General features: G+C 71.9%; 23 protein-coding genes. 14 read left to right on the forward strand and 9 right to left on the reverse strand.

Features of this window, described 5'->3' with window-relative positions; genetic code table 11:
* Positions 1-30 precede the first annotated feature (30 nt).
* Complete coding sequence (gene aroQ, locus JK363_RS18695; protein WP_201876076.1) at positions 31-510, forward strand: type II 3-dehydroquinate dehydratase; 480 nt, start codon at positions 31-33, stop codon at positions 508-510.
* Positions 511-543: 33 nt separating this feature from the next.
* Here the strand turns inward: aroQ and JK363_RS18700 are convergent, their stop codons facing one another.
* Entirely contained in the window at positions 544-1329 is a 786-nt protein-coding gene (locus JK363_RS18700; RefSeq protein ID WP_201876077.1) for a DeoR/GlpR family DNA-binding transcription regulator, read from the reverse strand.
* Positions 1330-1558: 229 nt separating this feature from the next.
* Here JK363_RS18700 and JK363_RS18705 point away from each other — a divergent pair, with 229 nt between their 5' ends.
* A complete protein-coding gene (locus JK363_RS18705; protein WP_201876078.1) occupies positions 1559-2452 on the forward strand; it encodes an SIS domain-containing protein in 894 nt (297 codons plus the stop codon).
* A 66-nt stretch (positions 2453-2518) separates the two neighbouring features.
* Positions 2519-3358, forward strand: a complete 840-nt coding sequence (locus tag JK363_RS18710; protein WP_201876079.1) for a class II fructose-bisphosphate aldolase — start codon at positions 2519-2521, stop codon at positions 3356-3358.
* A 46-nt stretch (positions 3359-3404) separates the two neighbouring features.
* On the opposite strand, the gene JK363_RS18715 is transcribed toward JK363_RS18710, so the two are convergent.
* Positions 3405-4082 (reverse strand): siderophore-interacting protein, encoded by a 678-nt coding sequence (locus tag JK363_RS18715; protein ID WP_201876080.1) that lies wholly within the window; start codon positions 4080-4082, stop codon positions 3405-3407.
* On the reverse strand, positions 4079-5572 hold the full coding sequence (locus JK363_RS18720; RefSeq protein WP_236075931.1) for an MFS transporter: 1494 nt from the start codon (positions 5570-5572) through the stop codon (positions 4079-4081). The genes JK363_RS18715 and JK363_RS18720 overlap by 4 nt, the downstream gene beginning before the upstream one ends.
* Positions 5573-5707: 135 nt before the next feature.
* Here JK363_RS18720 and JK363_RS18725 point away from each other — a divergent pair, with 135 nt between their 5' ends.
* Complete coding sequence (locus JK363_RS18725) at positions 5708-6637, forward strand: LysR family transcriptional regulator (RefSeq protein WP_201876081.1); 930 nt, start codon at positions 5708-5710, stop codon at positions 6635-6637.
* Positions 6638-6688: 51 nt separating this feature from the next.
* On the forward strand, positions 6689-7192 hold the full coding sequence (locus JK363_RS18730; protein ID WP_201876082.1) for an STAS domain-containing protein: 504 nt from the start codon (positions 6689-6691) through the stop codon (positions 7190-7192).
* Here JK363_RS18730 and JK363_RS18735 read toward each other — a convergent pair.
* Positions 7103-8089 (reverse strand): sigma-70 family RNA polymerase sigma factor, encoded by a 987-nt coding sequence (locus tag JK363_RS18735; RefSeq protein WP_201876083.1) that lies wholly within the window; start codon positions 8087-8089, stop codon positions 7103-7105. The two genes, JK363_RS18730 and JK363_RS18735, sit on opposite strands and share 90 nt — an antisense overlap.
* A gap of 197 nt (positions 8090-8286) precedes the next feature.
* Positions 8287-8535: a DUF6296 family protein gene (locus JK363_RS18740; RefSeq protein ID WP_201876084.1), complete on the reverse strand. Its 249-nt coding sequence runs from the start codon at positions 8533-8535 to the stop codon at positions 8287-8289.
* A 304-nt stretch (positions 8536-8839) separates the two neighbouring features.
* Here JK363_RS18740 and JK363_RS43850 point away from each other — a divergent pair, with 304 nt between their 5' ends.
* A complete protein-coding gene (locus JK363_RS43850) occupies positions 8840-10219 on the forward strand; it encodes an FAD-binding oxidoreductase (RefSeq protein WP_201876085.1) in 1380 nt (459 codons plus the stop codon).
* Here JK363_RS43850 and JK363_RS18750 read toward each other — a convergent pair.
* Positions 10177-14742 (reverse strand): cation-translocating P-type ATPase, encoded by a 4566-nt coding sequence (locus JK363_RS18750; RefSeq protein WP_201876086.1) that lies wholly within the window; start codon positions 14740-14742, stop codon positions 10177-10179. The genes JK363_RS43850 and JK363_RS18750 overlap by 43 nt on opposite strands.
* An 85-nt stretch (positions 14743-14827) precedes the next feature.
* On the opposite strand from JK363_RS18750, the gene JK363_RS18755 reads away from it, so the two are divergent.
* The 6 genes from JK363_RS18755 (at position 14828) to JK363_RS18780 (ending at position 21381) form a co-directional block, all read left to right on the forward strand.
* Complete coding sequence (locus JK363_RS18755) at positions 14828-15448, forward strand: hypothetical protein (RefSeq protein ID WP_201876348.1); 621 nt, start codon at positions 14828-14830, stop codon at positions 15446-15448.
* Positions 15449-15743: 295 nt separating this feature from the next.
* A complete protein-coding gene (locus JK363_RS18760) occupies positions 15744-16331 on the forward strand; it encodes a helix-turn-helix transcriptional regulator (protein ID WP_201876087.1) in 588 nt (195 codons plus the stop codon).
* A gap of 167 nt (positions 16332-16498) precedes the next feature.
* Complete coding sequence (locus JK363_RS18765) at positions 16499-17287, forward strand: hypothetical protein (protein WP_201876088.1); 789 nt, start codon at positions 16499-16501, stop codon at positions 17285-17287.
* Positions 17284-18048, forward strand: coding sequence for a two-component system response regulator CseB (gene cseB / locus JK363_RS18770; RefSeq protein WP_201876089.1), 765 nt, complete (start codon positions 17284-17286; stop codon positions 18046-18048). The genes JK363_RS18765 and cseB overlap by 4 nt, the downstream gene beginning before the upstream one ends.
* A 2-nt stretch (positions 18049-18050) precedes the next feature.
* Positions 18051-19304 (forward strand): sensor histidine kinase, encoded by a 1254-nt coding sequence (locus JK363_RS18775; RefSeq protein ID WP_201876090.1) that lies wholly within the window; start codon positions 18051-18053, stop codon positions 19302-19304.
* 139 nt (positions 19305-19443) lie between these two features.
* The gene (locus tag JK363_RS18780) at positions 19444-21381 is read left to right on the forward strand and encodes a transglycosylase domain-containing protein (protein ID WP_201876091.1); all 1938 of its coding nucleotides are present in this window, start codon (positions 19444-19446) and stop codon (positions 21379-21381) included.
* On the opposite strand, the gene JK363_RS18785 is transcribed toward JK363_RS18780, so the two are convergent.
* Together JK363_RS18785 and ctaD are read right to left on the reverse strand one after the other, a co-directional pair.
* The gene (locus tag JK363_RS18785) at positions 21322-21678 is read right to left on the reverse strand and encodes a hypothetical protein (protein ID WP_201876092.1); all 357 of its coding nucleotides are present in this window, start codon (positions 21676-21678) and stop codon (positions 21322-21324) included. The two genes, JK363_RS18780 and JK363_RS18785, sit on opposite strands and share 60 nt — an antisense overlap.
* Positions 21675-23351 carry an aa3-type cytochrome oxidase subunit I gene (gene ctaD, locus JK363_RS18790; protein ID WP_201876093.1) on the reverse strand — a complete coding sequence of 559 codons (1677 nt, stop codon included), beginning with the start codon at positions 23349-23351 and terminating at the stop codon, positions 21675-21677. The genes JK363_RS18785 and ctaD overlap by 4 nt, the downstream gene beginning before the upstream one ends.
* Before the next feature lie 104 nt (positions 23352-23455).
* On the opposite strand from ctaD, the gene JK363_RS18795 reads away from it, so the two are divergent.
* Both JK363_RS18795 and JK363_RS18800 read left to right on the forward strand, forming a co-directional pair.
* The gene (locus tag JK363_RS18795) at positions 23456-24031 is read left to right on the forward strand and encodes an RNA polymerase sigma factor (RefSeq protein ID WP_201876094.1); all 576 of its coding nucleotides are present in this window, start codon (positions 23456-23458) and stop codon (positions 24029-24031) included.
* Positions 24028-25014, forward strand: coding sequence for a CU044_5270 family protein (locus JK363_RS18800; protein WP_201876095.1), 987 nt, complete (start codon positions 24028-24030; stop codon positions 25012-25014). Before JK363_RS18795 ends, JK363_RS18800 begins: the two co-directional genes overlap by 4 nt.
* Positions 25015-25042: 28 nt before the next feature.
* On the opposite strand, the gene JK363_RS18805 is transcribed toward JK363_RS18800, so the two are convergent.
* Positions 25043-25831, reverse strand: a complete 789-nt coding sequence (locus JK363_RS18805; RefSeq protein ID WP_201876096.1) for an Fpg/Nei family DNA glycosylase — start codon at positions 25829-25831, stop codon at positions 25043-25045.
* Positions 25832-25856: the final 25 nt, after the last annotated feature.

Raw genomic sequence — 25856 nt, forward strand, 5'->3', positions numbered from 1 at the left:
GACCGGAACGCCCCAGGAAGGACCTCCGCCATGGCCATCACCCCCGTGCGCGAACGCTCCACGATCATGGTCCTCAACGGGCCGAACCTGAATCTCCTCGGGCGCCGTCAGCCCGAGATCTACGGCACGGACAGCCTGGCCGATGTCGAGAAGCTGGTCGCGGAGACCGCCGCGCCGCACGGTCTGACCACCGACTGCCGCCAGAGCAACCACGAGGGGCAGCTGATCGACTGGGTGCATGAGGCACGGGAGCGGCACGCGGCCATCATCATCAACCCCGCCGGTTACTCCCACACCTCCGTCGCCCTGCGGGACGCCCTGGCGACCTGCGACGGGATGCCGATCCTCGAGGTGCATATCTCCAATATCCACCGGCGTGAGGCGTTCCGGCACCACTCCTATGTCTCCGAGCTCGCCGACGGTGTGATCGCCGGTTGCGGCATCCAGGGGTATGCCTTCGCGGTGGAGCGGGCTGCCGCGCTGCTCGCCGCCGCCAGGGCGTCGTCGTAGTGTCCTGACGATGAGTCAGGCCCTGATGACCCATCAGGCTCTGATGACGCGGACTCCGGCCTCGGCGTAGGGTGCGATCCGTTCGTCGTCGGCGCCGGTGTCCGTGACCAGCACATCGATCGCGTCGAGTGCACAGATCCGGGCGAACGCCCGTCGGCCCAATTTGGAGCTGTCCGCCACGACCGCCACCCGCGCGGCGCGGGCGGCCATCAGATGGTTGATGCTGGCCTCCCCCTCGTGGTGGGCGGTGGCCCCCTGGGCGGCGTCCAGGGCGTCCACGCCGAGGATGGCCAGATCGAGCGAGACCTCGGCGAGCACCCCGGTGGCCAGCGGCCCCATGAGCTCGAACGACTGGGGACGGGCGACCCCGCCGGTGAGCACGATCTTGACCTGGGGGCGGACCGCCAGCTCACCGGCGATGTTCAGGGCGTTTGTCACGATCGTGACGCCCGGACCGCCGCCGGAGGCGGTCAGCTCACCGCGGGTGGCGATGGCGCGGGCGGCCTCGGTGGTGGTGGTCCCCCCGTTGAGGCCGACGATCGAGCCGGGTTCGACCAGACGGGCGACGGCCGCGCCGATCCGCAGCTTCTCCGAGGCGCGCCGGGCGGTCTTGTAGCGCAGCGGAAGGTCGTACGAGAGGTTGTGCGCGACGGCGCCGCCACGGGTGCGGGTGAGCATCTGCTGCTGGGCCAGCTCGTCCAGGTCCCGCCGGATCGTGGCGGCGGAGACCGTCAGCTCGGCGGCCGCCTCCTCGACCTCGATCCTGCCGTCCCTGGCCAGCAGCTCCAGCAGGGCGTTCCAGCGCTCGGGCCGCTTCACGCCGTCTCCTCAGCCCTGTCTCGTGTCCCTCCGCACGGACATCCCACGCGGAGAGTCCATGCGGTGATTCCTGCGGTGTGTTTCCTGCGGTGTGTTCATGCCGTCTGCGCGGACGTCCCGCGATCATCCCAGCTCACCCTACCCCTCCACCCTCCACACTGGACTTCTCTGCAAGATCCTGCGCATTATCGGCTCAGAAGTTGCATCTCTGAGCACGCAGAGGAGCCCCATGAGCTACACCGAGGCCGAGATAGCCAGCCAGCCCGACTGCTGGCGGCGCGCGATCGCCCTGGCCCGGGATCCGGAGGGTCCGGTACGGGAGGCGCTGCCCCGGGCGGGTGAGCGGGTCGCCGTCGTCGGATGCGGCACCTCGTGGTTCATCGCCCAGTCGTACGCGGCGCTGCGCGAGAGTGCCGGTCAGGGTGAGACGGACGCCTTCGCGGCGTCGGAGATGCCGGTGGGGCGCTCCTACGACCGGGTGGTCGCCCTGTCCCGGTCCGGCACCACGACCGAGGTGCTGGAGCTGCTGGGCGATCTGCGCGGCACGGTGCCCACCACTGTGATCACCGCGGTACCCGGCTCCCCCGCGGTCGCCGCGGCCGACGCCGCGGTCGTCCTGGACTTCGCGGACGAGGAATCGGTGGTCCAGACGCGCTGGGCCACCAGCGAACTGGCCCTGCTCCGTGCCCATCTGGGAGAGCCGCTGGAGGGGCTGGAGGCGGAGGGCAAGGCGGCGCTGGCCGAACCGCTGCCCGATGACCTGGTGGCGGGCGGACAGTTCACCTTCCTGGGGCGGGGCTGGTCGTACGGGGTCGCGCTGGAGGCCGCGCTGAAGATGCGGGAGGCCGCGGGAGCGTGGACCGAGGCATACCCGGTGATGGAGTACCGCCATGGGCCGATCAGTGTCACCGGGCCGGGGAGCGTGGTGTGGTGGCTCGGCGAGGGGCCTTCCTGTCTTGCGGACGCGGAGGTCACCGGGCCCGGTGGCCGTCTCGTCGGTTACGGCCGTGATCCGCTGGCCGAACTGGTCGTGGTGCAGCGGCTCGCGGTGGCGATCGCGACGGCGCGCGGGCTCGACCCGGACCGCCCCCGCAATCTCACCCGGTCGGTGATCCTCCCGTGAGCGAGCGACCGGACGGCGTACGGACGGGCGGGGATCCCCGGAGGAGCGGGCGAAGGGAGCGAGGCCATGCCGCTGGTGGCCACGGGTGAGATCGTCGGGCCGGCCGTCCGGGCCGGGCTCGGCGCGGGCGCGTTCAATGTGATCCAGATCGAGCACGCCCAGGCGATCGTGGCCGGGGCGGAGGCGGCGGGCACCCCGGTGATCCTTCAGATCAGCGAGAACGCGGTGCGCTACCACGGCGCCCTGGCCGCCATCGGCCGGGCGACGGTGGAGGTCGCCCGTGCGGCGCGGGTGCCGGTCGCGGTCCATCTGGACCATGCCACCGGGCCCGCGTTGGTACAGGAGGCGATCGGTCTCGGCTTCGGCTCGGTCATGTTCGACGCGTCGAGCCTGGATTACGGCGCCAATGTGGCGGCCACCGCCGCGGTGGTGGCCGACTGCCACGCCCATGGGGTGTGGGTCGAGGCGGAGTTGGGCGAGGTGGGCGGCAAGGACGGGGTGCACGCACCCGGCGCCAGAACCGATCCGGCCGAGGCCGCCGCCTATGTGGCGGCCACGGCTGTGGACGCGCTCGCCGTCGCGGTCGGCACCTCGCACGCCATGGTGGTCAAGGAGGCGGTGGTCGATCTGGACCTGGTCGCGGCGTTGCGCGCGGCCGTACCCGTTCCGCTGGTGCTGCACGGCTCCTCCGGGGTGCCCGAGGCGGATCTGACCCGGGTGGTGGAGGCGGGGCTGACAAAGGTCAACATCGCCACCCATCTCAATGTGGCCTACACCCGGGCGATCCGTGACCATCTCGATGAGCACCCCGAGGTGGTGGATCCGCGCCGCTATGTCGCCACGGCGCGCGACGCGGTGGCCCGCGAGGTGGCGCGGCTGCTGAAGTTGGTGCGCGCCGCTGCCTGACGGCGGATGCGTGGCCGGGATCCGGGCCCCGGCCGCGGATCCGCCGTTACTCCATGCCCGTCCTCCCCGGGGTCCAGAACGGCTTGGTGACCACCGAACGCCGGGGCCAGCCACGGTCGTTCACCAGATGCTCGCGGACCGCCTGGACGGTGCGCGCCTCGCCCGCGACATAGGCGACGCCCGGCCGCCCGGGGAGGTCGAGCTCCCGCAGGGCGGCCGGCAGAGTGTGTGAGGACGCGGCCGGCGCGCCGTGTCTGAACCGCCAGCACACCTCCCTGGGCAGCGGGAGCCGGTCGTTCTCGGTGTCCACCTCGACCAGGCCGTGCACCGTCGCGGACGGGGCCAGCGCGGCCATCATGGGCCCGAAGGCGGCCGTCGCGGTCTCCTCCCCCACGAACAGGTGGTACGGCGCGGGCCGGGTGATGAATCCGCCCTCCGGGCGGCCGAACAGCACCTGCTCGCCGGGGCGTACGGTGCGCGCCCACCGGGCGCCGGGACCGTCGCCGCCGTGGTCGAGCATCCGCAGCTCCATGGCCCGGCCGTCGAGATCCCACACCGAGTAGGTGCGGCGCGGGCCGCGCAGTCCGCCCAGATGGAGACGTACGTGCTGGCCGGGGGTCCATGACAGTGGGCGGCAGGCGATCCTGACCCGTCGTATCCGCCCGGCGGCCACACCCGCGTACTCGACCGTGCCGCGGACCAGAAAGCGTTCGAGCAGGTTCATCGCTTCTCCTCGCGGAACCAGAGGACGACCACGACGGCCAGGACGGCCACGACCGCGGCGGTCACCCGGAAGCCGACCGCCATGGCGTCGGTGAAGGCGGTGACGACGCGGGCGTGCTCCTCCGGGCCCAGGGCCCGCGCGGCCGCCATCGCCTCACCCGCCGAATCCGCGTGCCCGCCCAGGGAGTCCGGCAACCGGTCGGTGAACCGGCCGGTCAGCACGGTGCCCATGACGGCCACGCCGAGCGCGCTGCCGATCTCCCGGGCGGCGCTGCCGAGGCCGGAGCCGAGTCCGGCCCGGCTGTGCGGCAGGGCGCCGAGGATCGAGACGGACAGCATCGGCATGGACAGCCCCATCCCGGTCGCCGTCACCAGGAACACCGCGGCGTACAGCGGATACGAGGTGTCGGCGTCGGCGAAGGAGAGCAGGGCGAGTCCGGCCGCGAGCACGAGGAGCCCCGCGGTGATGACCCGGCGTACGCCGATCCGCTCCCCCAGCGGAATGCTGTGCCGCGAGACCACCAGCATGCCGTTCGCCAGGGGGCCGATCGCCAGGCCGGTGAGGGCGGGTGAGTAGCCCTTGGCGTACTGGAGGTACTGGGCGTTGACGAAGAACACCGCGAAGAGGCCGAAGAAGGTGAGGGCCACCCCGAGGACCCCCGCCCGCAGCCGGGGCACGGTGAACACCCGCGGATCGATCAGCGGATGCGCGGCGCGCAGCGCGTACACCACGAAGCCGGTGAGGACGACCGCGGCGGCGGCGAAGGCGCCGAGGACGGTGGCCGAGGTCCAACCGTTTTCGGGGCCTTCGATGACGCCGAAGAGCAGGGCCACGAAGCCCAGGACGAGCAGGACGGTGCCCACGACGTCCGGGTCGGCATGGTGGTGTTCACCGCGCGGTGCGTAGCGGGCGGTGAGAGCGAACAGCACCAGGGCGACCGGGGCCACGCACCAGAACAGGCCCTGCCAGGGCAGGTATTGGAGGACGAGACCGCCACCCAGGTTGCCGGCCATTCCAGCGGCGCCGGTGGCCGCGGTCCAGACGGCGATGGTGTGCGGCCGCCGCTCGGGCGGGGCGGACTGGAGGGCCAGGGAGAGGGTGGCGGGCATGATCAGCGCGGCTCCGGCACCGGTGACCGCGCGGGCGGCAATGAGGACCGTGGCATCGGCAGCGAGCGCGGAGCCCAGACATCCCACGGTGAACAGGGCGAGTCCGGTGAGCAGGGCGCCCTTGCGCCCGTAGCGGTCGCCGAGCGCCCCGGCCGGTATCAGCAGACAGGCGAAGACGATGACGTAGGCGTCGACGATCCACAGCAGTTGGGTGGAACTGGGGTGCAGGGAGCCGTTGTTCAGTTTGGGGATGGCCAGGTTGATGGCGGCGACGAGCGCGATGGTCAGGACCACGCAGGCCGACATCAGGGCGAGGACCCCGCCGGAGCGTGGCGCGGGCCGACTCGGCGGCGCGGGGCGTGCGGTGGTGGTGACGGTCATGGAGAACCTCGCGGAGCGCAGGAGGAACGGATGAATGTGGTCGAGAAGCGGTGGAGCGGATACGGCGGCCGACCGTCGCTTGTAACGTAGGCGCCCCTGAGACATAACTTCAAATGCAACGTACGCAAGGAATAAGTGCACGTGACGCAATCAAAGCTGGATCTCAATCTGGTGATCGCGCTCGACGCCCTGCTGGAGGAGGAGAGTGTGAGCGGCGCGGCCCAGCGGCTCCATCTGTCGAGCCCGGCCATGAGCCGCACCCTCGCCCGGATCCGCACGGCGCTCGGCGATCCGGTGCTGGTGCGCTCGGGACGGCGGATGGTGCCGACGCCGCGGGCGCTCGCGCTCCGCGAGGAGGTGCGGCAGATCGTGGAGCGGGCGCAGGCCGTTTTCACGCCCGCCGGGGAACTTCAACTGGCCACGCTGGAGCGCACCTTCACCCTGCTGGCCGACGACGGGCTGCTCACCCTCATCGGGATGGGGCTGCTGGAGCGGGTCCGGCGGGAAGCGCCGGGTGTCTGTCTGCGGCTGATCCCGGAGGGGCCCGGCGATTCGTCCGTCCTGCGGGAGCGCCGCGCCGATCTGGAGCTGGGGGTGGTCCACGAGCCGTCACCCGGGACCCGCATGGAGCATCTGTTCACCGATGACAACATCGCGGTGGTGCGGAGCGGCCATCCGCTGCTCTCCGGGCCCGTCACCCCCGAGCGTTATGCCGCGGCCGACCATCTGTCGGCCTCCCGCCGGGGGCTGTTGTACGGCCCGATCGACGAGGGCTTGAGCGAACTGGGGCTGCGGCGGCGGGTGGTGGCCTCGGTGCCGACCTTCGCCTCTGCCCTGCTGGTGACGGCGGACAGCGATCTGGTCGCGCGGGCCGGGAGGTTGCTGACCCGGCCGCATATCGAGCGGCTGGGCCTGGCCACGTTCGAGATTCCGCTGGAGCTGCCGAGGCTGCCGATAGGTCAGATGTGGCATCCGCGGTACGACGCGGACCCCGCCCATATCTGGCTGCGTGGCTGTGTCCGCGAGATCGCGGGGACGATCGGGCCGGGGACCGTGGACCGATGAATTTCTCCCCGGCCACGGGTCCTTGCTGATGAACACCACAACAGGAGGTGGATGTTGGCCGGTCCCGAGAACACGCCGACGCGCCGCGCGGGCGCCTGTGAACCGCCCGGCGGGCCGCCGGTCCCGCCCCGGCCTCCGGCCCTCCTGGTGCTGGACGGTCCGGTCGGGCGCGCGGAGGTGCCGCTGCTGTGCGAGCGCCTCGGGGAGCTGACGCACGGCAGCGCGCCGGGACCGGTGACCGTGGACGTGGGCGCGGTGGGCCGCCCGGACCTGGCGGTGGTCGAGGCTCTGGCCCGGCTGCGGCTCACCGCCCGGCGGCTGGGACGCGGGATGCGGCTGCGGAACGCCGGTGGCGAGCTGCGGGAGCTGCTGGCCTGGGCCGGTCTGGAGGACACCCTGACGGGTGGGCGCGACACCGGGTCCGGAGCGGGCGGTGCCACCCGGCCCGGATCCGGCCGCGAAGACCTACGGGTCGAGCCGCTCGGGGAGTCCGAAGAGGGGGAACAGGCTCTGGGTGTCCAGGAAGGAGTTGAGCCCGGTGATCCGCCCGTCTGATATCTCCAGCACCTGAAGCGCCCATGGCTCATGACCGCCGTCGGGAGCCGGACGGTACTGGCCGAACGCGGGCATGCCGTTCGCCACCGTGGGGACCAGCCGGGAGCCCCGGCATCCGGCGCCATGGCCCACCAGCCACTGGCGGATGTGCTCATGGCCGCGCAGCCACAGCTCGTATGGCGGCATGGACAGGGTGGCGTCCTCGTGCAGCAGCGCGGTGAGGGAGTCCAGGTCATAGCGCTCGAACGCGTCCACATAGCGGGCGAGCAGCGCGCGCTGCTCCTCGTCCAGCGGCTTGACCGGGTCGCCGGCGCTGATCTCGCTCGCGGCGAGGGTGGCCCGGGCCCGCTGCAACGCGCTGTTGACCGAGGCGACGGTGGTGCCCAGCAGCTCGGCGACCTCGGCGGCCTTCCAGGCCAGCACCTCGCGCAGGATCAGCACCGCGCGCTGCCGGGGCGCCAGGTGCTGGAGGGCGGCGATGAACGCCAGCCGCACCGCATCCCGCTGGGCCGCCACCTCGGCGGGGTCTCCCCCGTCGGCCAGCACCTGGCCGTCCGGGACGGGGCCGATCCAGGTGGCCTCCGGCTGCTCGGTGAGGGTGGTCGGGTACGGGGTGGCCGCGGAGGTCAGATCCATGGGGCGGGCGCGGCGCTTGCTCCCGTTCAGCATGTCCAGACAGACGTTGGTGGCGATGCGGTACAGCCAGGAGCGCAGGGCCGAACGGCCCTCGAAGCGGTCCAGGCCCCGCCAGGCGCGCACCATCGTCTCCTGGACGGCGTCCTCGGCCTCGAACGCCGACCCCAGCATCCGATAGCAGTATCCGGTGAGCTGCACCCGGAACGGCTCCAGCTGGAGCTCGGCACCGGCCGTGCTGTCCACCGCGGCGACATCACTCATGGAAGGCTCCCTGCCGCACGACGACCCACCTCACCGCCGCACCGCCGATCGTTCTCCGGTTTCGGTGAGTGCACCGTATAGGGCGGGTCTGACAATCCCACCCGACGTGCGGAAACACAGGACATGGCGGGCGGGTCACGCCGTGGTGGCGGCACGCTGCCCCCACCCCGCCGCCGGGCTCCTCGCCGCCGGGCTCCTCAGGCCACCGGGCGGGCGGTCACGGCGGAGGAGTGCACCTGGTGCCCGCCGCTGGCGATCATCCGCACCTCGGCATGGTCGCTGATCTCCGCCCGTACGATCCCGGTGTCATCCGCGTACACAGGGTGTCCACCGGGTCCGCTGCTGTCCGTGCGGTGCACCACGACCACGTCCTCGCCCGCGGTGTCCTTCGAGGTCAGATCGCCGAGATCGACGAAGACCAGTTCATATCTCTCCTGACGCCCCATGACGCCCTCCTCCCGCGCCAAGGTGCCCCCTGGCTTACAAACCGGGACATTCAACCCTATCGAACGCTTCCGGCCACGCAAGACCACAAGGTGCTGATCATGGCTTTTGCCTGGATATACCACGGCAGGAGTGGTCCCGCGGTGTGCCCCGGTACGGGCGCCACTCCCCGCACCCGGCCGGAGCCATCGCGTATCCGCTCCGGCGCCCTTCCGAGCGCTGACGCGCGCCGCGTGTGCCCCGCCCCTTACGGTGAGGAGAAACAACTCCCGCCCTCCCGGGCACCGGCAGGGAGGTGGTGTGGCCATGGGCGCGGACGCGCATGCCGCGCGGCTGGAGGGCACGCTCGTCGAGCGTGGCGACCCGGAGTACGAGCGCCTGTGGGCGCGCATGGTGTGGAACGGGCTCAAACCCGCGCGGTTCCCCGAAGTCATCGTCTCGGCCGCCTCGGAACGGGACGTCCCCCGGGCGATCCGGCTCGCCCGCTCCCGTTCGCTGCGCGTCAGTGTGCGGTCGGGCGGCCACAGTTGGTGTGCCTCACCCCTGCGCGAGGGCACGCTGCTGCTCGATCTGTCACAGCTGCGCGGTCTCGCCGTCGATCCGGACAGCCGCACCGCGGAAGTGCAGCCCGGAGTCACCGGAGGTGAACTCGTCGCGGAGCTGGACCGGTACGGGCTGGTCTTCCCCTCCGGACACTGCCCCTCGGTGGCCGTCGGCGGCTATCTGCTCAGCGGTGGACTCGGCTGGAATCCGGGGGTGTTCGGCCCCGCGTGCGCCGGCGTGGTGAGGATCGAGGCGGTGACGGCGGACGGTGAGGTGGTCCGCTGTGACGCCGCGGAGCATCCCGAACTGTTCTGGGCGGCACGTGGCGCCGGACCCGGTTTCTTCGCCGTGGTGACCCGGTTCCGGCTGCGGCTGTACCCGCTGCCGTCGGCGATCACGGCCACCGCGTACTCCTTTCCGCTGACGGACGCCGAACCCGTGGCGCGCTGGATCGCCGGGGTGGCCGAGGGGCTGGCCCCGAGCGTGGAGACGGGGCTGACGCTGGGCACCCTGGGACCGGAGGTCTCCACCGCCTCACCGCGGCCCAGGGTGGTGTCGGTGACGGCCACCGCGTTCGCGGACGCACGGCAGGAGGCCGTACGGTCGCTCGCCCCGCTCCGGGACTGCCCGTTCGCCGCACGCGCCCTGGTCCGGCGGGAGGACGAACCGACGTCCCTGGAGGCGCTGTACGAGGGCTGCGGCGCGGTATGGCCCCGGGAGCACCGCTATGCGGTGGACACCCTGTGGTCGGACGAGGACCTGGGCACGCTGATGGCGCTGTGCGGCGAGGCGATGGCGATGTGCCCGTCCGAGAAGTCCCTGTTCCTGGTGCCGCTCGCGCCCGCCTCCCGGAATCCGGAACGCTTGCGCGACATGGCGTTCTCCGTGCTGGGCAGCAACTACCTGGTGCCGTACGCCGTCTGGGACGACCCCGCCGAGGACGGTGCCCAACTGCGCTGGCTGCGGCGGACGATGGACATGCTGGAACCGCTGGGCACCGGGCACTACATCGCCGAGGCCGATCTTCCGGCCGGGCTCTCACGCGCGGAGCGGTCGTTCACCCCGGACGGCTGGCGGCGGCTGGCGGCGCTGCGGGCGCGCTACGACCCCGACGGGGTGTTCCCCTCGTATCTGCCCCGTTGAGGGTGTTGCTCGTCGCCGTCGCCGTGTTGCTCGTCGCCGAGGGGTTGCTCCTCGTCACCCCCGGATTCGTCACCCCCGGATTCGTCACCCCCGGATCCGAGCTGCGGGACGGCCAGTTCATGGACGAACGGCGTCAGCGCCGACCCGAAGAGCGTGGCGGTCGCGATCGAACCGACGGTGATGCCCCAGGCCAGCGGGCCGAGCGGGGTACAGCCGAAGAAGTGGCTGACGCCCGGTGTCTGGATGATGGCGGCGAGGACCGCGGCGGAGCCCAGGCCCGCGATCAGGACGTGCCGGTCCAGCCCGCCGGTGGCCAGGGTCTGCGCCAGCTGGGTGCCGACCAGCGCGGCCAGCGCCACCGTACGGGCACGGCGGCTGCGTCCGGTGAGCCGGGCACCGGTCCACGCCACCCCGGCACCGGCGGCGGTGATGAGGCCGCGCAGCAGCATCTCCTTGGTCAGCGCGGTGCCCAGGGAACGGCTCGGCCCCTCCTTGAGCAGCCGTTCGCCGGTGTGGCCGGTGGGTTCGCGGACCGCGATGGCCAGTGCCGGGGCGAGATCGGTCAGCAGGTTGACCAGCATGATCTGCCGGGCGCTCAAGGGGGTGGTGCCGGTGAGCGCGGAGGCGAGCACGCTGAAGGTGACTTCGCCGAGGTTGCCGCCGATGAGGATGGCGAGCGCGGCCCGCACCGACGCCCACATGGCCCGCCCCTCCATCAGGGCGGACACGATGGTCTCCAGCCGGTCATCGGTGACGACCAGGTCCGCGGCGGCGGTCGCGGCGGGGGTGCCGCGCCGCCCCAGGGCGATGCCGACGTCCGCGAGCCGGATGGCGGGGGCGTCGTTGGCGCCGTCGCCGGTCATCGCCACGACCCGGCCCAGCCGCTGGTACGCCTGGACGATCCGGACCTTGTGGTGCGGGCTGCACCGGGCGATGACGTCCACCGTGGGCAGCAGCGCGTCGAGTGCGGTGTCGCCCATCTCGTCCAGCTCGGGCCCGGTGCACACCTTCGGCTCGGGGGTGTCGAGGACGGTGGCGGCGATGGCGTCCGCGGTGGCCGGGTGGTCCCCGGTGAGCATCACGGTCTGCACCCCGGCCTCGCGCAGCCGCGCGGTGGCGGGCGCGGCGCTGGTGCGGACGGGGTCGGCGAGCGCGATGAACCCGAGGAAGACCAGGTCGCCCACGGATTCGTCGGTCAGCTCCTCGCCCGCGCGCATGGGGCGTTCGGCCACCGCCAGCACCCGGCGGCCGGCACCGGCCAGCTCCTCGGCGGCCGCGGTCAGCTCATGCACGGCGGCGGCGTCCAGTGCGGTGGTGGTGGGCGCGCCCGGGGTCTGCCTGCGGACACAGCGCTCGAGCACCCCTTCCGGCGCCCCCTTCACGCTGAGCAGAGCGCCGCGGGAGGTGTTTCCGGCGGTGGCGTGGTACGCGCGGGAGGGTTCGAAGGGCAGGGAGTCGGTGCGCCGCCAGCGGGGCGCTCCCCGGCGCACCGCGACCCCGCTCCGGCGGGCCCCGGTGATGACCGCGCGGTCGGTCCGGTGCGCCATCGGCTCCGCCTGCCGGGCGGGCGGGGTGGCGCGCAGGGCGGCGGCGAGTACGGACTTGCGGGGTGAGTCGAGCCGGTCGGCGGGGAGCGGGCCGTCGCCGTCGCTGACTGCGGCGAGCTGGAGGTTGCCTTCGGTGAGGGTGCCGGTCTTGTCGAAGCACAGGACCTCGGCCCGGCCCAGCGCCTCGATGGTGCGGGGGTTGCGGACCAGGGCGCCGAGGTCGGCCAGTCGACGGGCGGCGGCCAGCTGGGCGGCGTTGACCAGGAACGGAAGCCCTTCCGGGACGGAGGCGACGGCGAGGTTGACCGCCGAGGCGAGGTTCTCGGTGAGCGGGTGCCCGTGCAGCAGCCCGGCGCCGGAGACGGCGGCGGCGGATCCGAGGGCGATGGGCAGGCTGGCCCGGGTGAACGAGCTCAGCCGGGCCTCGACACCGGTCACGGGGGCGGCCTGGCGGGCGGTGGCGAGGCTCCGGCCGACCTCGGTGGAGGGTCCGGTGGCCACCACGACCGCCTGGGCCCGCCCGGCCGAGATGGTGGTGCCCTCGAAGACCATCGAGGCGCGCTCGGTGAGATGCGCGGCGACCACCGGCGCCGGATCCTTGGCCACCGGCAGGGACTCCCCGGTGAGCGACGATTCGTCGACCTCCAGACCGTCGCTCTCCAGCAGCCGGCAGTCGGCGGGCACCACGGCCTCCGGGCCCAGCAGGATGATGTCCCCGGGGACCAGGGCCCCGGCCGTGACCAGGCGTTCGGTACCACCGCGGCGTACCCGCGCGCCGACCGCGGAGCGGGCGAACAGCTCCGCCAGCGCCTTTTCCGTCCTGACCCGCTGGAAGCCGCCGACGAGGGCGGAGGTGCCGGTGATGGCGGCCACCAGCGCGGCGTCGGTGCGCGACCCCACGGCGGCCGCGAGCGCGGCCCCGGCGGCGAGGACGGGGGTCAGCGGGTTGGACAGCTCCTCGATGAACGCGGACGGCAGACTGGTGCCGGTCGGCTCACCGGTGCGCGGGCTGACCCCCGCGCGAACGGCGGCCTGCTCCGCGGTCAGCCCGTCGGTATCGGTGCGCAGGCGCTCCAGTACCCGGGGCACGGGCATCAGATGCCAGGGGGTGGTGGTCACCGGCGGCACCATGGGGCGGGCGAGCAGCTGCCGGGCGCGCCAGGTGCCGAGGCAGAAGGCCATGGTTCCGGCGGCGGTGCCCGCGCTCGCGCCGCGGGCCGCCGCCTGGCTCGGCGGGGCCTTGAGGGCGGCCACGGCGCCGATGCCACTACCGCCCGCCGAGAGCAGGGCGCTCTCCCGGTCGACCCGCGCGGCCACCCCCACGGCGTCCACGATGAGCCCGGCCGACTCCAGGTCCGCGCCGACCAGCAGATGGGCACCCCAGGCCGGGGGCTCGCCCTCACGGTGCACCCCGACCCCGCAGTCGGCGGCCCCCAGGGCCCGGCGGTTGCCCGAGAGCAGCAGGACGATGGCGCCGTCGGCCTGGAGGGCGCGTATGGAGGCCACGAGGCGGCGGCCCGCCGGGGTCACCGCGTCCGCGAAGGCGAAGGCCGTCGGACGCGGACGGTCGGTGGCCAGCACGATCCGGGCACCCGCGCGGCGGGCGGCGGCGGCCACCGCCTCGGCGCCCGGGACCGCCTGGGCGGCCAGCCCCGTGACCGCCTGGAGGCTCCGCCCCCTGGCCAGTCCGAGCACGCGCTCGCTGCCCTTGCGGCGCAACTTTCCCGCGGCCTTCTGGCCGCTGCGTCCGGTCAGCTCGAGCCGGTCCAGCGGGCCGAGCACCCAGCTGTCGTCCCGGCGGACCTCCAGGGGCGCGTCGGGGTCGAAGAGGTCGAAGAGCCGCTCGGTGGTGCGCTCCGGGTCCGCGCCGCCGAGGAGTTCCAGGTCGATGGGTTCGTAGCGGTCACCGCGCAGCGCGGCCTCGTCCAGGACGACGGTGTCGACCTGTCCCAGCCGCCGCAGGGAGCTGCGGTCCATGGCCAGCACACCGCGCAGTGCCAGGAACCGGCCGAGGCTGGTCGCGAACCCTTCCCGTCCGGCCCCGGGAGCCTTGGGGATGGACGAGAACCCGACGGCCAGCCCGCGGCGGGGCCCGACGAAGGGCACACTGGCGGCCCCGGCCAGCGCTCCGGCGGCCATGGAGCGCTCCGCGAAGACCTCCATCCGGTCCCGCGGAGTGTCCCCCGGCCGTTCGACCACGACCGGTTCGGCCACCACGTCCTGCGGCCCGTGCACCAGTTGCGGCTCCATCGCCGCCCATGCCTCGCCCTCCGCGCTCGCCTCCCGCCACAGCGCCATGCGCTCCATGAGGTCGAGGGCGAGCCCTCCGCCCCGGGTGGCCACGCCCTGGGTCAGCGCGCTGAGCACGGGCAGAGTGGCCTGGGTGGGCTCCCCGCGGGTGAGGGCGAGGGCCAGCCGCCGCAGCCGCGGATGGTTCTGGATCGCGGACATGGTCGCGCCCACTTCGGTGGGCAGCTTCAGCCACGGCATCAGACGCAGCGCGGTGGCCACGCTCAGACCCACCACATCGGCGGCCAGGACGGGCAGGGACTGGGCCTCCCGCGGCCCTCCCGAGGGGTGGCGGGGCTCCGGCGCCCATTCGTCGAATTCCTCGCTGGGTGGGGCGGGCTCCTGCGATTCCGCCCGCTGGACCAGGGCCATCAGCTCCAGGTCGGACGGGGGCGGAGAGGCCACGGCCACGACGACCCGCTCGGAGGGCGCGTTCACCCGGGCCCACAGCACCCGCGGATGCTCTTCCAGGGCCCGCTCCACCCGGCGTGCCACCTGCTCGCCGCCGATGCCGTGCACTCCGCGCACCTCGATGTAGTAGCGCCCCGGGTAGGACCAGACGCCGCGTTCCGTGGACCGGACCAGACGCCCGACGGCCGCGGCGGCCCGCGCCCCGGCGGACATGCTCTCCGTGATGGGTCCCATCAGCGAGGACATGGGCAGATGCAGCCCAGACAGCGGTGACATCGGCGAGACCTCCGCTCTCCGGGCAGCATGCCCGGTTCATCCCGATTACCCTGAAAAGGGAAGAAGATTCCGACACTCATCACGTGTGGACGTGAGATCAGTGACCACTCCCACCAGTTCCCGCCGGGGTGGTTCCCCGGCGAAGGCGGCGGCGGGCACCGGCGGCACACCGGCGAAGGCCCGAGCCGCACCCCAGTCGACGCAGACCAGGACCGCCGGTACCGCCACCAGGACCGGCACCACGGCGAAGTCCGCCACCGGCGGCAGCCGGGCCAAGACCACAACGGCCGCGGCAGGCAAGAAGACCGCCCAGCCGGCCAAGGCAGCCAAGGGCAAGGCGGCCAAGGGCAAGGCCGAGAAGACCGCGAAGCGCTCGCAGACGGCGAAGGCGGCCAAGGGGATGACGACCGAGCGCAGCGACGGCCAGCGCAGCGTCACCGTCACCGTGCCGACACTCAAGACCATGGGCCACGCCACCACCCACGCGGCCGGCGGCGCGGCGCACGCGGCCATGATGCCCTTCACGGTCGCCCGCCGGGTGCTGCCCGCCAAGGGCGGACTGCCCTTGTACGCGGGGCTCGGAGTACTCGGCGCCGTGGAGGTGCTCGAGTGGCCGGTGGCCGTCGGCATCGGCGTCGGCTACGCCGTACTGCGCCGCGGTGGCGTGATGGCCCCGCCCTCCGAGACCCGCAAGGCCGCGGCCTGACAACAGACCTTCCCGTACACCGGCGTACGCCGGTTTGCCCCAACTCCCGTGCCGGGCAGTGCGTTGACGCACTGTCCGGCACAAGACGTTCGGGCAGAAACGGTCACCGTTCCCGGGCAAGCGGTCAACGGAAAGACCCCAGATCGCTGGTATACACCGAGAAGCTCAACTAACACCCGTCACGCCAACTCCTCAGGAAGTGGTGAATCCGTTGGCTCTCCCCCACAGCCCCCGGGTCGTCTCCCGGTCATCCGGATCAGCAGCAGGCTCCGTCACCCGACGGCATGCCACCGGAATGGCCACCCTCGCTCCCGGCCTCCAAGTGCTGGCCGGAGACCATGACTTCTTCCACCACTTCGGGGGCTCCTCGGCCGAGCTGTGCGGCCGCCATCTCTTCGAACTGCTGCACCCCAGCGCACCGGCCGTGCTGCGGGAGCACTTCTCGCGGCTGCACGACGGGCGGCGCACCCGCTTCACCGAGCGCGTCATGGGATACCGCGCACGGGACCGGGTGTTCTCGGGCCGGCTGACGGGCACCGCGATCCAGGGCCGCTCCCACCGGCTGTCGGCCATCGTCGTGCTGATCAAACCGGATGACGCACGGAGCGATGAGGCCCGGAGCGAGGGCGGACAGCCCGTCAAGCGCACACTGCTGTCGCCCCTGGAGGCGCGGATACTCGAGGGCGTGGCCACCGGCGCGTCGACGCAGGAGATGGCCGGGAAGCTCTTTCTGAGCCGACAGGGCGTGGAGTACCACGTGGGGTCGATGCTGCGGAAGCTGAAGGCGCCCAACCGGGCCGCCCTGGTCTCGCGCGCGTATGCGGCGGGGATGCTGACGGTGGGCGCCTGGCCCGCCAAGGTGTTGCCGGACTTCGTCAAGTAGGGCCTCGACGCGTGGCGTTACGGGCGCGATGCGGGCACGGTCCGAGGGGTGATTCGGGCACGTTCCGGGCAGGGTTCCGGTGGCCGGCGGGCATTCCCCCCGTCGGCCATCCGCCGTTTCCCCCCGGCGTCCCGTCTGCGGGCGCGCGCTCAGTAGGCTGAACGGCTATGCGCTTCTCCCCCTCCGAGCGGCCCGCGGCCCGGCGACACCCCCGGGCCCGGTGCGCGCGTGGTGTCCTCTCCGCTTTGGTGGCGGTCGGCGTGGCCCTGGGCGTGGCCGGCTGCGCGCCCCAGGCCGGGCCGAGTGACGGCGGCGCTGCGCCCACGCTGTCCGCGCCCACCAGTGCCTCCCCGCTGTGGCCCGACTTCACCCCGTCGCCCGGGCCCAAGTCCGGCAGACCCACCCCCACTTATGTCCGCTATCTGCCCGTCGACAAGATCCGGGTACCCAAGGCCGGGGTGACCGCGCTGTCGGCGAAGACGCTGCTGGAGCGCGATCCCAACGTGCCCGCGATCGTCCAGTACTCGGTCATGCCGTGTCCGGGGGCGGACTGCCCGATGCGCAAGCCCGTGCACCGCGATCTGACCGGGGACGGGCGGGACGAGAAGGTGGTGGCGGTCGATCTGCCCAGGTTCGACCGGACGTTGTTGCAGGTCTACTGGACATCGGGGCGGACGGTCCGCCCGATCCTGATCTTCTGGGGCCCGCTGGGGCTGAACGGTGACACCTACGGCCGCGATCTGCTCGTCACCGCGACCGGCGACGCGGGCCGCTACACCACCCGCTTCCACTGGAACGGCGAGGTGATGGCGGCCGTCACACCCGACGGCGCCACCGGCCCGCCGGAGGGCCTGGCTCCTGACGGCATGGGACCGGACGCCGGACTGGTTCCTGACACCGCACCAGGCCCGGACACCCCCACCGGCACGAGCACGGATACGAGGACGACGTCATGACCCCCGCCTTCCCCCCGCCCGGCTCCGCCCCCGCACCCGGGTCGGCGACGGAGGCACACCTCCTGCTCGTCGAGGACGACGAGGTCATCCGCAACACGGTGCGGATGGCCCTGGAGCGGTACGGCTTCACCGTGCACACCGCGGGCGACGGCCTCACCGGTCTTGAGGTGTTCCGCGAGGCGCAGCCCGATCTGCTGCTGCTCGACATCATGCTGCCCGAGCTGGATGGCATCGGACTGTGCCGCAGGGTCCGGGAGTTCAGCCTCACCCCGATCCTGATCATGTCCGCCCGGGGCGACTCCCTGGACGTCGTCTCCGGTCTGGAGGCGGGCGCCGACGACTATGTGGTCAAGCCCTGCGAGAGCGCCGTCCTGGTGGCCCGGATCCGTTCACTGCTGCGCCGCGCCTCGTTCGACCCGGTCGCCCGCGCCGGCCCACCGGTCCGGGCGGACGATGCGGACCCCGGAGCCGAGCAGGACACCCTGGTCTTCGGCGATCTGACCATCGACACCCGGGGCATGGAGGTGCGGCGCGGAGGACAGCCGCTCGCGCTGACCCCCACCGAGCTGCGGATGCTGCTGGAGTTCGCGGGTTCACCGGGGGTTGTCCTGGAGCGCCGGACGCTGCTCAGCCGGGTCTGGGACCATGCCTGGCAGGGCGACACCCGGGTGGTGGACCTCCATGTGCAGCGGCTGCGGGCGAAGATCGGCGCCGAACGTATCGAAACCGTCCGTGGCTTCGGCTACAAGCTGCGGCGCTGATCATGCCTCTGCGTTGGCGCATCGCCGCGCTGGTGGCGGCGGCCACCTGCGCCGTGGCAGCGGCGGTCGGGGTGATGGTGCACCAGGCCTCACGGGACCGCGAGCTGTCCCAGGCGCGCGACACCGCCCGGACCACCCTCGACCGGGCCGCCCTCGTCTACGCCCGCACCGGCGGTGTCCAGGGCTCCGGCGCCGTCATGGACGCGCCGGGGATACCCGACGGTCTGCGGCGGCTGGTCGAACGGCGCCATCAGGGCACCCAGTTCACCAACGGCCCCGGCGGGCCCGCGATGTGGGCGGCACGGCCCGCCCCGGACGGCCATGTGCTCTCCGTGCACATCGATATGAGCACCCCCATGCGGGACATCAGCGCGCTGGACGGCAACATCATCCTGGCCGGTCTGGTGACCACCGCCGTGGTGCTGCCGCTGGGGGTGGTGACCGCCGGGCGGATGAGCCGCAGACTGCGGACCGCGGCGGCCACCGCGCGCCGGATCGCCGCCGGTGATCTGGACGCCCGGATCTCGGCCGCCCGGCGTCCCCACGACGAGATCGCCGAGATCTCCGGGGCCGTGGACTCGATGGCGGCGGCGCTCCAGGAACGGCTGCGCGGGGAGCAGCGGTTCACCGCCGATGTGGCGCATGAGCTGCGTACCCCGCTGATGGGCCTGGTCACCTCGGCCGAACTGCTGCCGTCCGGTGAGGCGGCCGGTTATGTACGGGACCGGGTGCGGGTGCTGAGCATCCTGGTCGAGGATCTGCTCGAGATCTCACGGCTGGACGCGGGGGCGGAGGAGGCCGATCTGTCACCCTGCCCCCTCGGCCCCGTACTGGAGGAGGCGATCGCTCGTACGGGGCTCTCCGCCCGGTTGCGCACCCCGGCGAGCGCCCGGGAGCACCATGCGACGGTGTGCACCGATCCCCGCCGTCTGGAGCGCATCGTGGCCAATCTGGTGGTCAACGCCCATCGGCACGGCCAGGAGCCGGTCGAGGTGACGGTGGCCGAGGACGGCAGGACGGTGACCGTACGGGATCACGGCTCCGGGTACCCGGACGATCTGCTGGAGGAGGGTCCGCAGCGGTTCCGTACCGGCGTCCGTGAGCGCGGTCGCGGCCATGGCCTGGGGCTGACCATCGCGGTCGGGCAGGCGCGGGTGATCGGCGCGGCGCTGGAGTTCGGCAACGCGCCGGACGGCGGCGCGGTGGCCACGCTCCGGCTTCCCAACGGCCCTGCCCGCGGGCCGATACACGACTGATACACAATCGAGCAGTAGTCGAGCGTTTACCGTTTCCGGGCCGAGACCTCGTGGTGTGGATCCGAAGATCTTCCCTCCGGAGGATGGCCGCGGCCCGCCGCGCACCCCGCACGGCGGGGTCGACGGAGGTGCTCCCGGTATGACAGGTCCGCTCACGGCTCTACGCGCACGGCGCTCGCCGGATCAGGCGGAGGCGCGCGAGGAGAAGCGGGCGGAAGATGCCGGGCGCCCCAGACGGCGGCGGAAGCGGCCGGTGCGGCGGACCGGGATACGCCGCTTCTTCACCTGGCGGAAGCTGCTGATCTACATCCTCTCCCTGTTCACCCTGCTCATCGGGGCGTTCACGGTGCTCTACTACGCCATCGACATCCCCCAGGCCAATGCCCAGGCGAAGGCGGAGAGCAATGTGTACAAGTTCAGCGACGGTACGATCCTGGCCCGCACGGGCGATATCAACCGTGAGTCGGTGCCCATCAGCAAGGTGCCCAAGCCGGTGCAGCGCGCCTTTGTCGCCGCCGAGAACAAGTCCTTCTACCAGGACTCGGGCGTCGATCCGATGGGTGTGCTGCGCGGCATGGCCAACACCGTGTCCGGGAAGGGCGCACAGGGCGGTTCGACCATCACCCAGCAGTACGTCAAGAACTACTACCTGAGCCAGGAACAGACGGTCACCCGCAAGATCAAGGAGCTGGTGATCTCGCTCAAGGTCGACCAGCGCAACTCCAAGGACGACATCCTCGCCGGATATCTGAACACCAGTTACTTCGGGCGGGTGGCCTACGGTATCCAGGCCGCGGCCCGCGCCTACTACGACAAGGAGGTCGGTGACCTCACGGTCGAGGAAGGCGCCTATCTGGCGGCGCTGGTGCAGGCCCCCAGCCAGTACGACTTGGCGGTGGCGAGTCCGACGGGCAAACGGATGGTCGTGCAGCGCTGGAACTACGTGCTCAACAACATGGTCGAGATGGGCTGGCTGGACCGGGCGGAACGGCGGAAAATGCACTTCCCCGCGCCCGTAGCGCCCAAGCCCGCCCCCGGCCTCGGCGGCCGGGCCGGATATCTGGTCGACGCGGCTCGCAATGAGCTGATCGCCTCGGGCGTCAGCGAGCAGGAACTCGCCGCCGGAGGCTGGACGATCACGCTCAACGTGGATCGCGCCAAGCAGCGGGCTCTGGAGGAGTCCATGGCGCTGGCGCTCGGGAAGCCCGACGCCGACGGCAAGTCGGGCGGGGACACGAAGAACATCCAGGGCGGCGCGGTCTCGGTGGACCCGAGAAACGGCCGGGTCCTCGCGCTCTACGGCGGCCGGGACTACACCAAGCACTACCTGAACAACGCCACCCGCGGCGACTACCAGGTGGGTCCGGTCTTCGAACCGGTCTCCTTCGGCTCGGCGATGGACGGCAAACTGGAGGACAGCACCGAGCCCGGATCACCGGCCTCGGTGCGCCGCACCGCCGGCAAGCTCGGCATGGACACCGAGGGCGACGGCTTCCGGTCCGAGCAGTCGGTGCGGCTGGGGCTGATGGGGTCCAGTCCGCTGCGGATGGCCGGGGTCTACGCCTCGTTCAACCAGCACGGCAAGAAGGTCACCCCGTCCCTGGTGAAGTCGGCCGAACGCGGCGACGAGACGGCGCGGCTGCCGCAGGCGGTGGGCGACCAGGCGATCGGGCGGGGCACGGCCGACCTGGTCACCCGCTCGCTGCTCCCCGACCGCCCGCCCGCGGCAGGGTCCGTCCAGCGGCCCGTCGCGAGCAAGGGCGGGGTCTCCGACGACAAGAAGGCGTCCTGGTACATCGGCTACACCCCCGAACTGGTCACCTCCATGGCCCTGTTCGGCGAGAATGCCGAGACCAAGAAGCCAATCAGGCTGCCGCACACCAGTAAGCGCCAGGTGGCCTCGATGTGGAACGCCTACACCAACCAGGCGCTGCGCGACACTCCCCCGTCCGGATTCGACATCGAACCCGGGATGGGGGAGGGGGAGCCGCCGTCCCCGGGGCCGAGGAACACCGGACTACCGCCCGGCAAGCCCGGGAGCGGTGACCGCGAGGAGAAGGACAAGGCCACCCAGTAGCCAGCCCACCAGCAGACGGTGGCGCAGCGCGCGATAGACCTCCTGGTACTCGGCCCGGAGCTCTTCGCAGCGCTGCGCCACCTGCCGCAGGTTCTGCTCGGTGACGGTCAACTGGTCCTGGACATAGAGGCGTTCGACCTCCGCCCGCTGGGCTGAGGTCAGCCATTCCATCCGCCCGGTGAAGCGGCGTGCCCGCTCCCGGGCGGTGTCGCGTTCCCGGTGGAGCAGCAGATAGCCCTCGATGCGGTTGATTCCGGCGGCGACGCCCCCGGACCCGGTGGCTCCGGCGGCGCTCACGCCACGGTCTCCTTCTGTTCGGCGTCGGGCACGGGATCGGGGTGGTGGAGGTCGAAGGCGGGGGATTCGGAGCGGATCTTCGGCAGCGCCGCGAAGTTGTGGCGCGGCGGCGGGCAGGAGGTGGCCCACTCCAGCGAACGGCCGTAGCCCCACGGGTCGTCGGTCTCGACCTTCTCGCCGTACTTGGCCGTCTTCCAGATGTTGTAGAAGAACGGCAGGATCGACAGGCCCAGCACGAAGGAGCTGACGGTGGAGAGGGTGTTGAGGGTCGTGAGGCCCTCGGCGGCCAGGTAGTCGGGGATCCTGCGCTGCATTCCTTCCGTGCCCAGCCAGTGCTGGACCAGGAAGGTGCCGTGGAAGCCGAGGAAGAGCGTCCAGAAGGTGATTTTCCCGAGCCGCTCGTCCAGCATCTTGCCGGTGAACTTCGGCCACCAGAAGTGGAAGCCGGCGAACATCGCGAAGACCACGGTGCCGAAGATGACGTAGTGGAAGTGGGCGACCACGAAGTAGGTGTCGGAGACGTGGAAGTCCAGGGGTGCCGAGGCCAGGATGACACCGGTGAGTCCGCCGAAGACAAAGGTGATGAGGAAGCCCATGGCCCACAGCATGGGTGTCTCGAAGCTCAGCGACCCCTTCCACATGGTGCCGATCCAGTTGAAGAACTTGATACCGGTCGGAACGGCGATCAGCAGCGTCATGAAGGAGAAGAACGGCAGGAGCACACCACCCGTCACATACATGTGGTGTGCCCAGACGGTGACCGACAGACCGGCGATGGATATCGTCGCGGCGATCAGCGAGATGTAACCGAACATCGGCTTGCGGGAGAAGACCGGAATGACCTCGGAAATGATCCCGAAGAACGGCAGCGCGATGATGTACACCTCTGGATGGCCGAAGAACCAGAAGAGGTGCTGCCAGAGCAGCGCCCCGCCGTTGGCCGCGTCGAAGATGTGCGCCCCGAATTTACGGTCCGCCTCCAGGGCGAACAGCGCGGCGGCCAGCACCGGGAAGGCCAGCAGCACCAGCACTCCGGTGAGCAGGACGTTCCAGGTGAAGATCGGCATCCGGAACATCGTCATGCCCGGAGCGCGCATGCAGATGATGGTGGTGATGAAGTTGACCGAGCCGAGGATCGTGCCGAAGCCGGAGAAGGCCAGACCCATGATCCACATGTCCGTGCCCACCCCCGGTGAACGGGCCGCGTCCGACAGCGGGGAGTAGGCGAACCAGCCGAAGTCGGCCGCGCCCTGGGGAGTGAGGAAGCCGCCCACCGCGATCAGCGAGCCGAAGAGGTACAGCCAGTACGCGAACATGTTCAGCCGCGGGAACGCCACATCGGGCGCACCGATCTGCAACGGCATGATCCAGTTGGCGAAGCCCGCGAACAGCGGGGTGGCGAACATCAGCAGCATGATCGTGCCATGCATGGTGAACGCCTGGTTGAACTGCTCGTTCGACATCAGTTGCAGACCGGGGCGGGCCAACTCGGCGCGCATCAGCAGCGCCATGACCCCGCCGATGCAGAAGAACGCGAACGAGGTGACGAGATAGAGGGTGCCGATCGTCTTGTGGTCGGTGGTGGTCAGCCACCGGACGACCGCGGACCCGGGTCGGGTGCGGCGGGCCGGGAGGGCCTCCGGCGGTGCCGCGACAACACTGTTGTGACTCATGTCCGGTAGGTGTCCGGCACCCTGCGCATCGTCACCGGCAGGCCGCTGAAATATTTCTTCTCGACAGGTGTGATGATCGGGGCCGTGCCGGACACGTACCGATCATGAGCACCGACGAAGCCTTCGACGCCGCCTATCGCGAGCATTACTGGGCGGTCAGCCGCTTCGTGGCACGACGCCTCGGCGACCAGACGGCCGATGTCGAGGAGGTGGTCGCCGAGGTCTTCGCGGTGGCCTGGCGGCGCCGTGCCGAACTGCCCGACCCACCGCTGCCGTGGCTGTACGGCGTGGCCCGGCACTGTCTGGCCAACACCGTGCGCGGCCGGGGCCGCTATCGCAGACTGCTGGCCAGACTGGGGCATCACGAGATGACCCGCGGCCCGCGCACGGTGCCGGCCCCCGATGCGGAACGGCCGGGCTCCTGGGTGCTGGAGGCGCTGGCCCGGCTCGGCGAGGCCGATCAGGAGGTGCTGCGGCTGACGACCTGGGAGGAGTTGTCCCTCGACGAGGTGAGCACGGTGCTGGGGTGCGGCCGGTCGGCGGCGGCCATGCGGCTGCACCGGGCACGGCGGCGGCTGCGGACGGAGATCGATCGGCTGCGGCGTACGGATCCGGTCGCGCTGGGGTGCGCGAGCGGGACGACAGGCAACACGGCGAGCGACAAGGACGGACGGCCATGACCGATGAACTGGAACTCCTGCGCGACGCTGATCCCGTGTCCGCCGAGACCGGGCCCTGGCGGGACCGCCCGCTGGACGCCCGCGCCGAACTGCTGCTGCGGAGGCTGGGCCTCCAGCGGCGGCGCCGTACCGTCCGGCTCAGGCTGCTCGCCATCGAGGCCGTGGCGGCGGCCGCCGTCCTCGCCCTCGCGCTGACCGTTCCGGGCGGCGGCGCCCCGGCGGCCACCGCCGCCGACCTGGTGGCCGCGCCCCGCCCGCTGGTGGCACATGCTTCCCGTGCCGATGTACCGCTGGCGGAGATCGCCCGGCGGGCGCGTGCGGCGGCAAAGGAGACCCCGGGCAAGAGTGTCATGGGCAGCCATGTGCAGAGCTGGTCGATGGGGATGGAGCCGGGGAAGGACACGGTGACGACACCCGTGGAGTCGCTGACCCGCTGGAACGCGGACGGCAGCGGCTCCCGGCTCGAAGTGGCCACCGATCCGCGCTATCCGGGCCGTCCGGTCATCGATGACAGTACGCCGCCCCGTACCGTCCACGACGGCAAGGTGCTGCGCCGGGAGAACTATCCGAAGGGCACCTACGGGGCCAACCAGGACTACTTCGAGGCCCCTCCGACCGGTGTCGCCGAGTTGCGCTCCTATCTCGCCGCGTGGTTGCCCGGCGCGGACAAGGACCCGGCGTCGCTGCTCTCGGCCGTCCAGTCGTTCCAGTCGGTGTGGACATTGGGCCCGCGCCAGATCGCGGACATCGCCACCCTGCTGTCCCGGGTCGAGGGGATGCGCCCGGCGGGCCGGGTCACCGACCGGCTGGGGCGGGAAGGGCAGGGGTTCCGGTTGTCCGCCGAGAGCGGCGGCCGGTATCTGGTCGTCCTCGACCCGGACGACGGACGGCTGCTGGACCTCGAGCTGACGGCCACCCGGGCCGAACCCGAATACCGGCTCAAGGCGGGCGATGTGCTCTTCTACACCGCCTGGCGGGGGTGACGGGCGCCCGTCCCGGCGCGGGCGGGGATCAGGAGCCGTCCGGCTGGCAGTGCGGGCACCAGGTGCTGGTACGTCCCGCGATCCGGCCGCGGCGCAGCGGGCGGCCACAGCGCGGACAGTGTGGATCGGGGTCGTCTCGGTGGCCGGTGAGCCAGCCGGACCGGGCGGGCACCTGTCCCGCCCGTACGGAGGTGCGCAGCACCTGGCGCATCGCGGTGTGGAGCCGTCGGCGTTCGTCCGGTTCCAGTGTGTCCGCGCGGTGTTGGGGGTGGATCCGGGCCCGCCACAGGATCTCGTCGCCGAGCAGATTGCCGAGTCCGGCGACGACGGACTGGTCGATCAGGGTGGCCTTGACACCCCCGCGCCGGTCCGCCAGCCGTTCGTCGAGTCCGGCCCGGTCCAGGGTGAGCGCGTCGGGTCCCTGGGGGCCGAGGATGCGGTCGATGTCGCTGTCGGTGGCGGCGAGCCAGATGCCGCGCAGCTTGCGCTGGTCCTCGTAGCCGAGGCGGCGGCCGTCGTCGAGGGTGAGGGCCACCCGCTCGAACCGGCCGGGCTCCGCCCCCTCCTCGGCGCAGACCAGCCCTCCAGTCATCCCGAAGTGCAGCAGCAGCGAAGGTCCGTCGGTGGGGGCGATCAGCCACTTGCCGTGCCGCCGGGGCGCGGCGAAGCGGCGGCCTTCCAGTGCGCGCCGCAGCCGCCCCGGTGTCACGCCGTGCAGCACGCCCGGGTCGGCCACGTCGACCCGCTCGACGCGGCGGCCCTGTGCGCAGGAGGCCAGCGTGCGCCGGAACCCCTCGACATCGGGCAGCTCGGGCATAGCGCCAGACTACGTTCGGGCCGCG

It is taken from the genome of Streptomyces coffeae (assembly GCF_016741875.1).
GTDB lineage: Bacteria > Actinomycetota > Actinomycetes > Streptomycetales > Streptomycetaceae > Streptomyces > Streptomyces coffeae.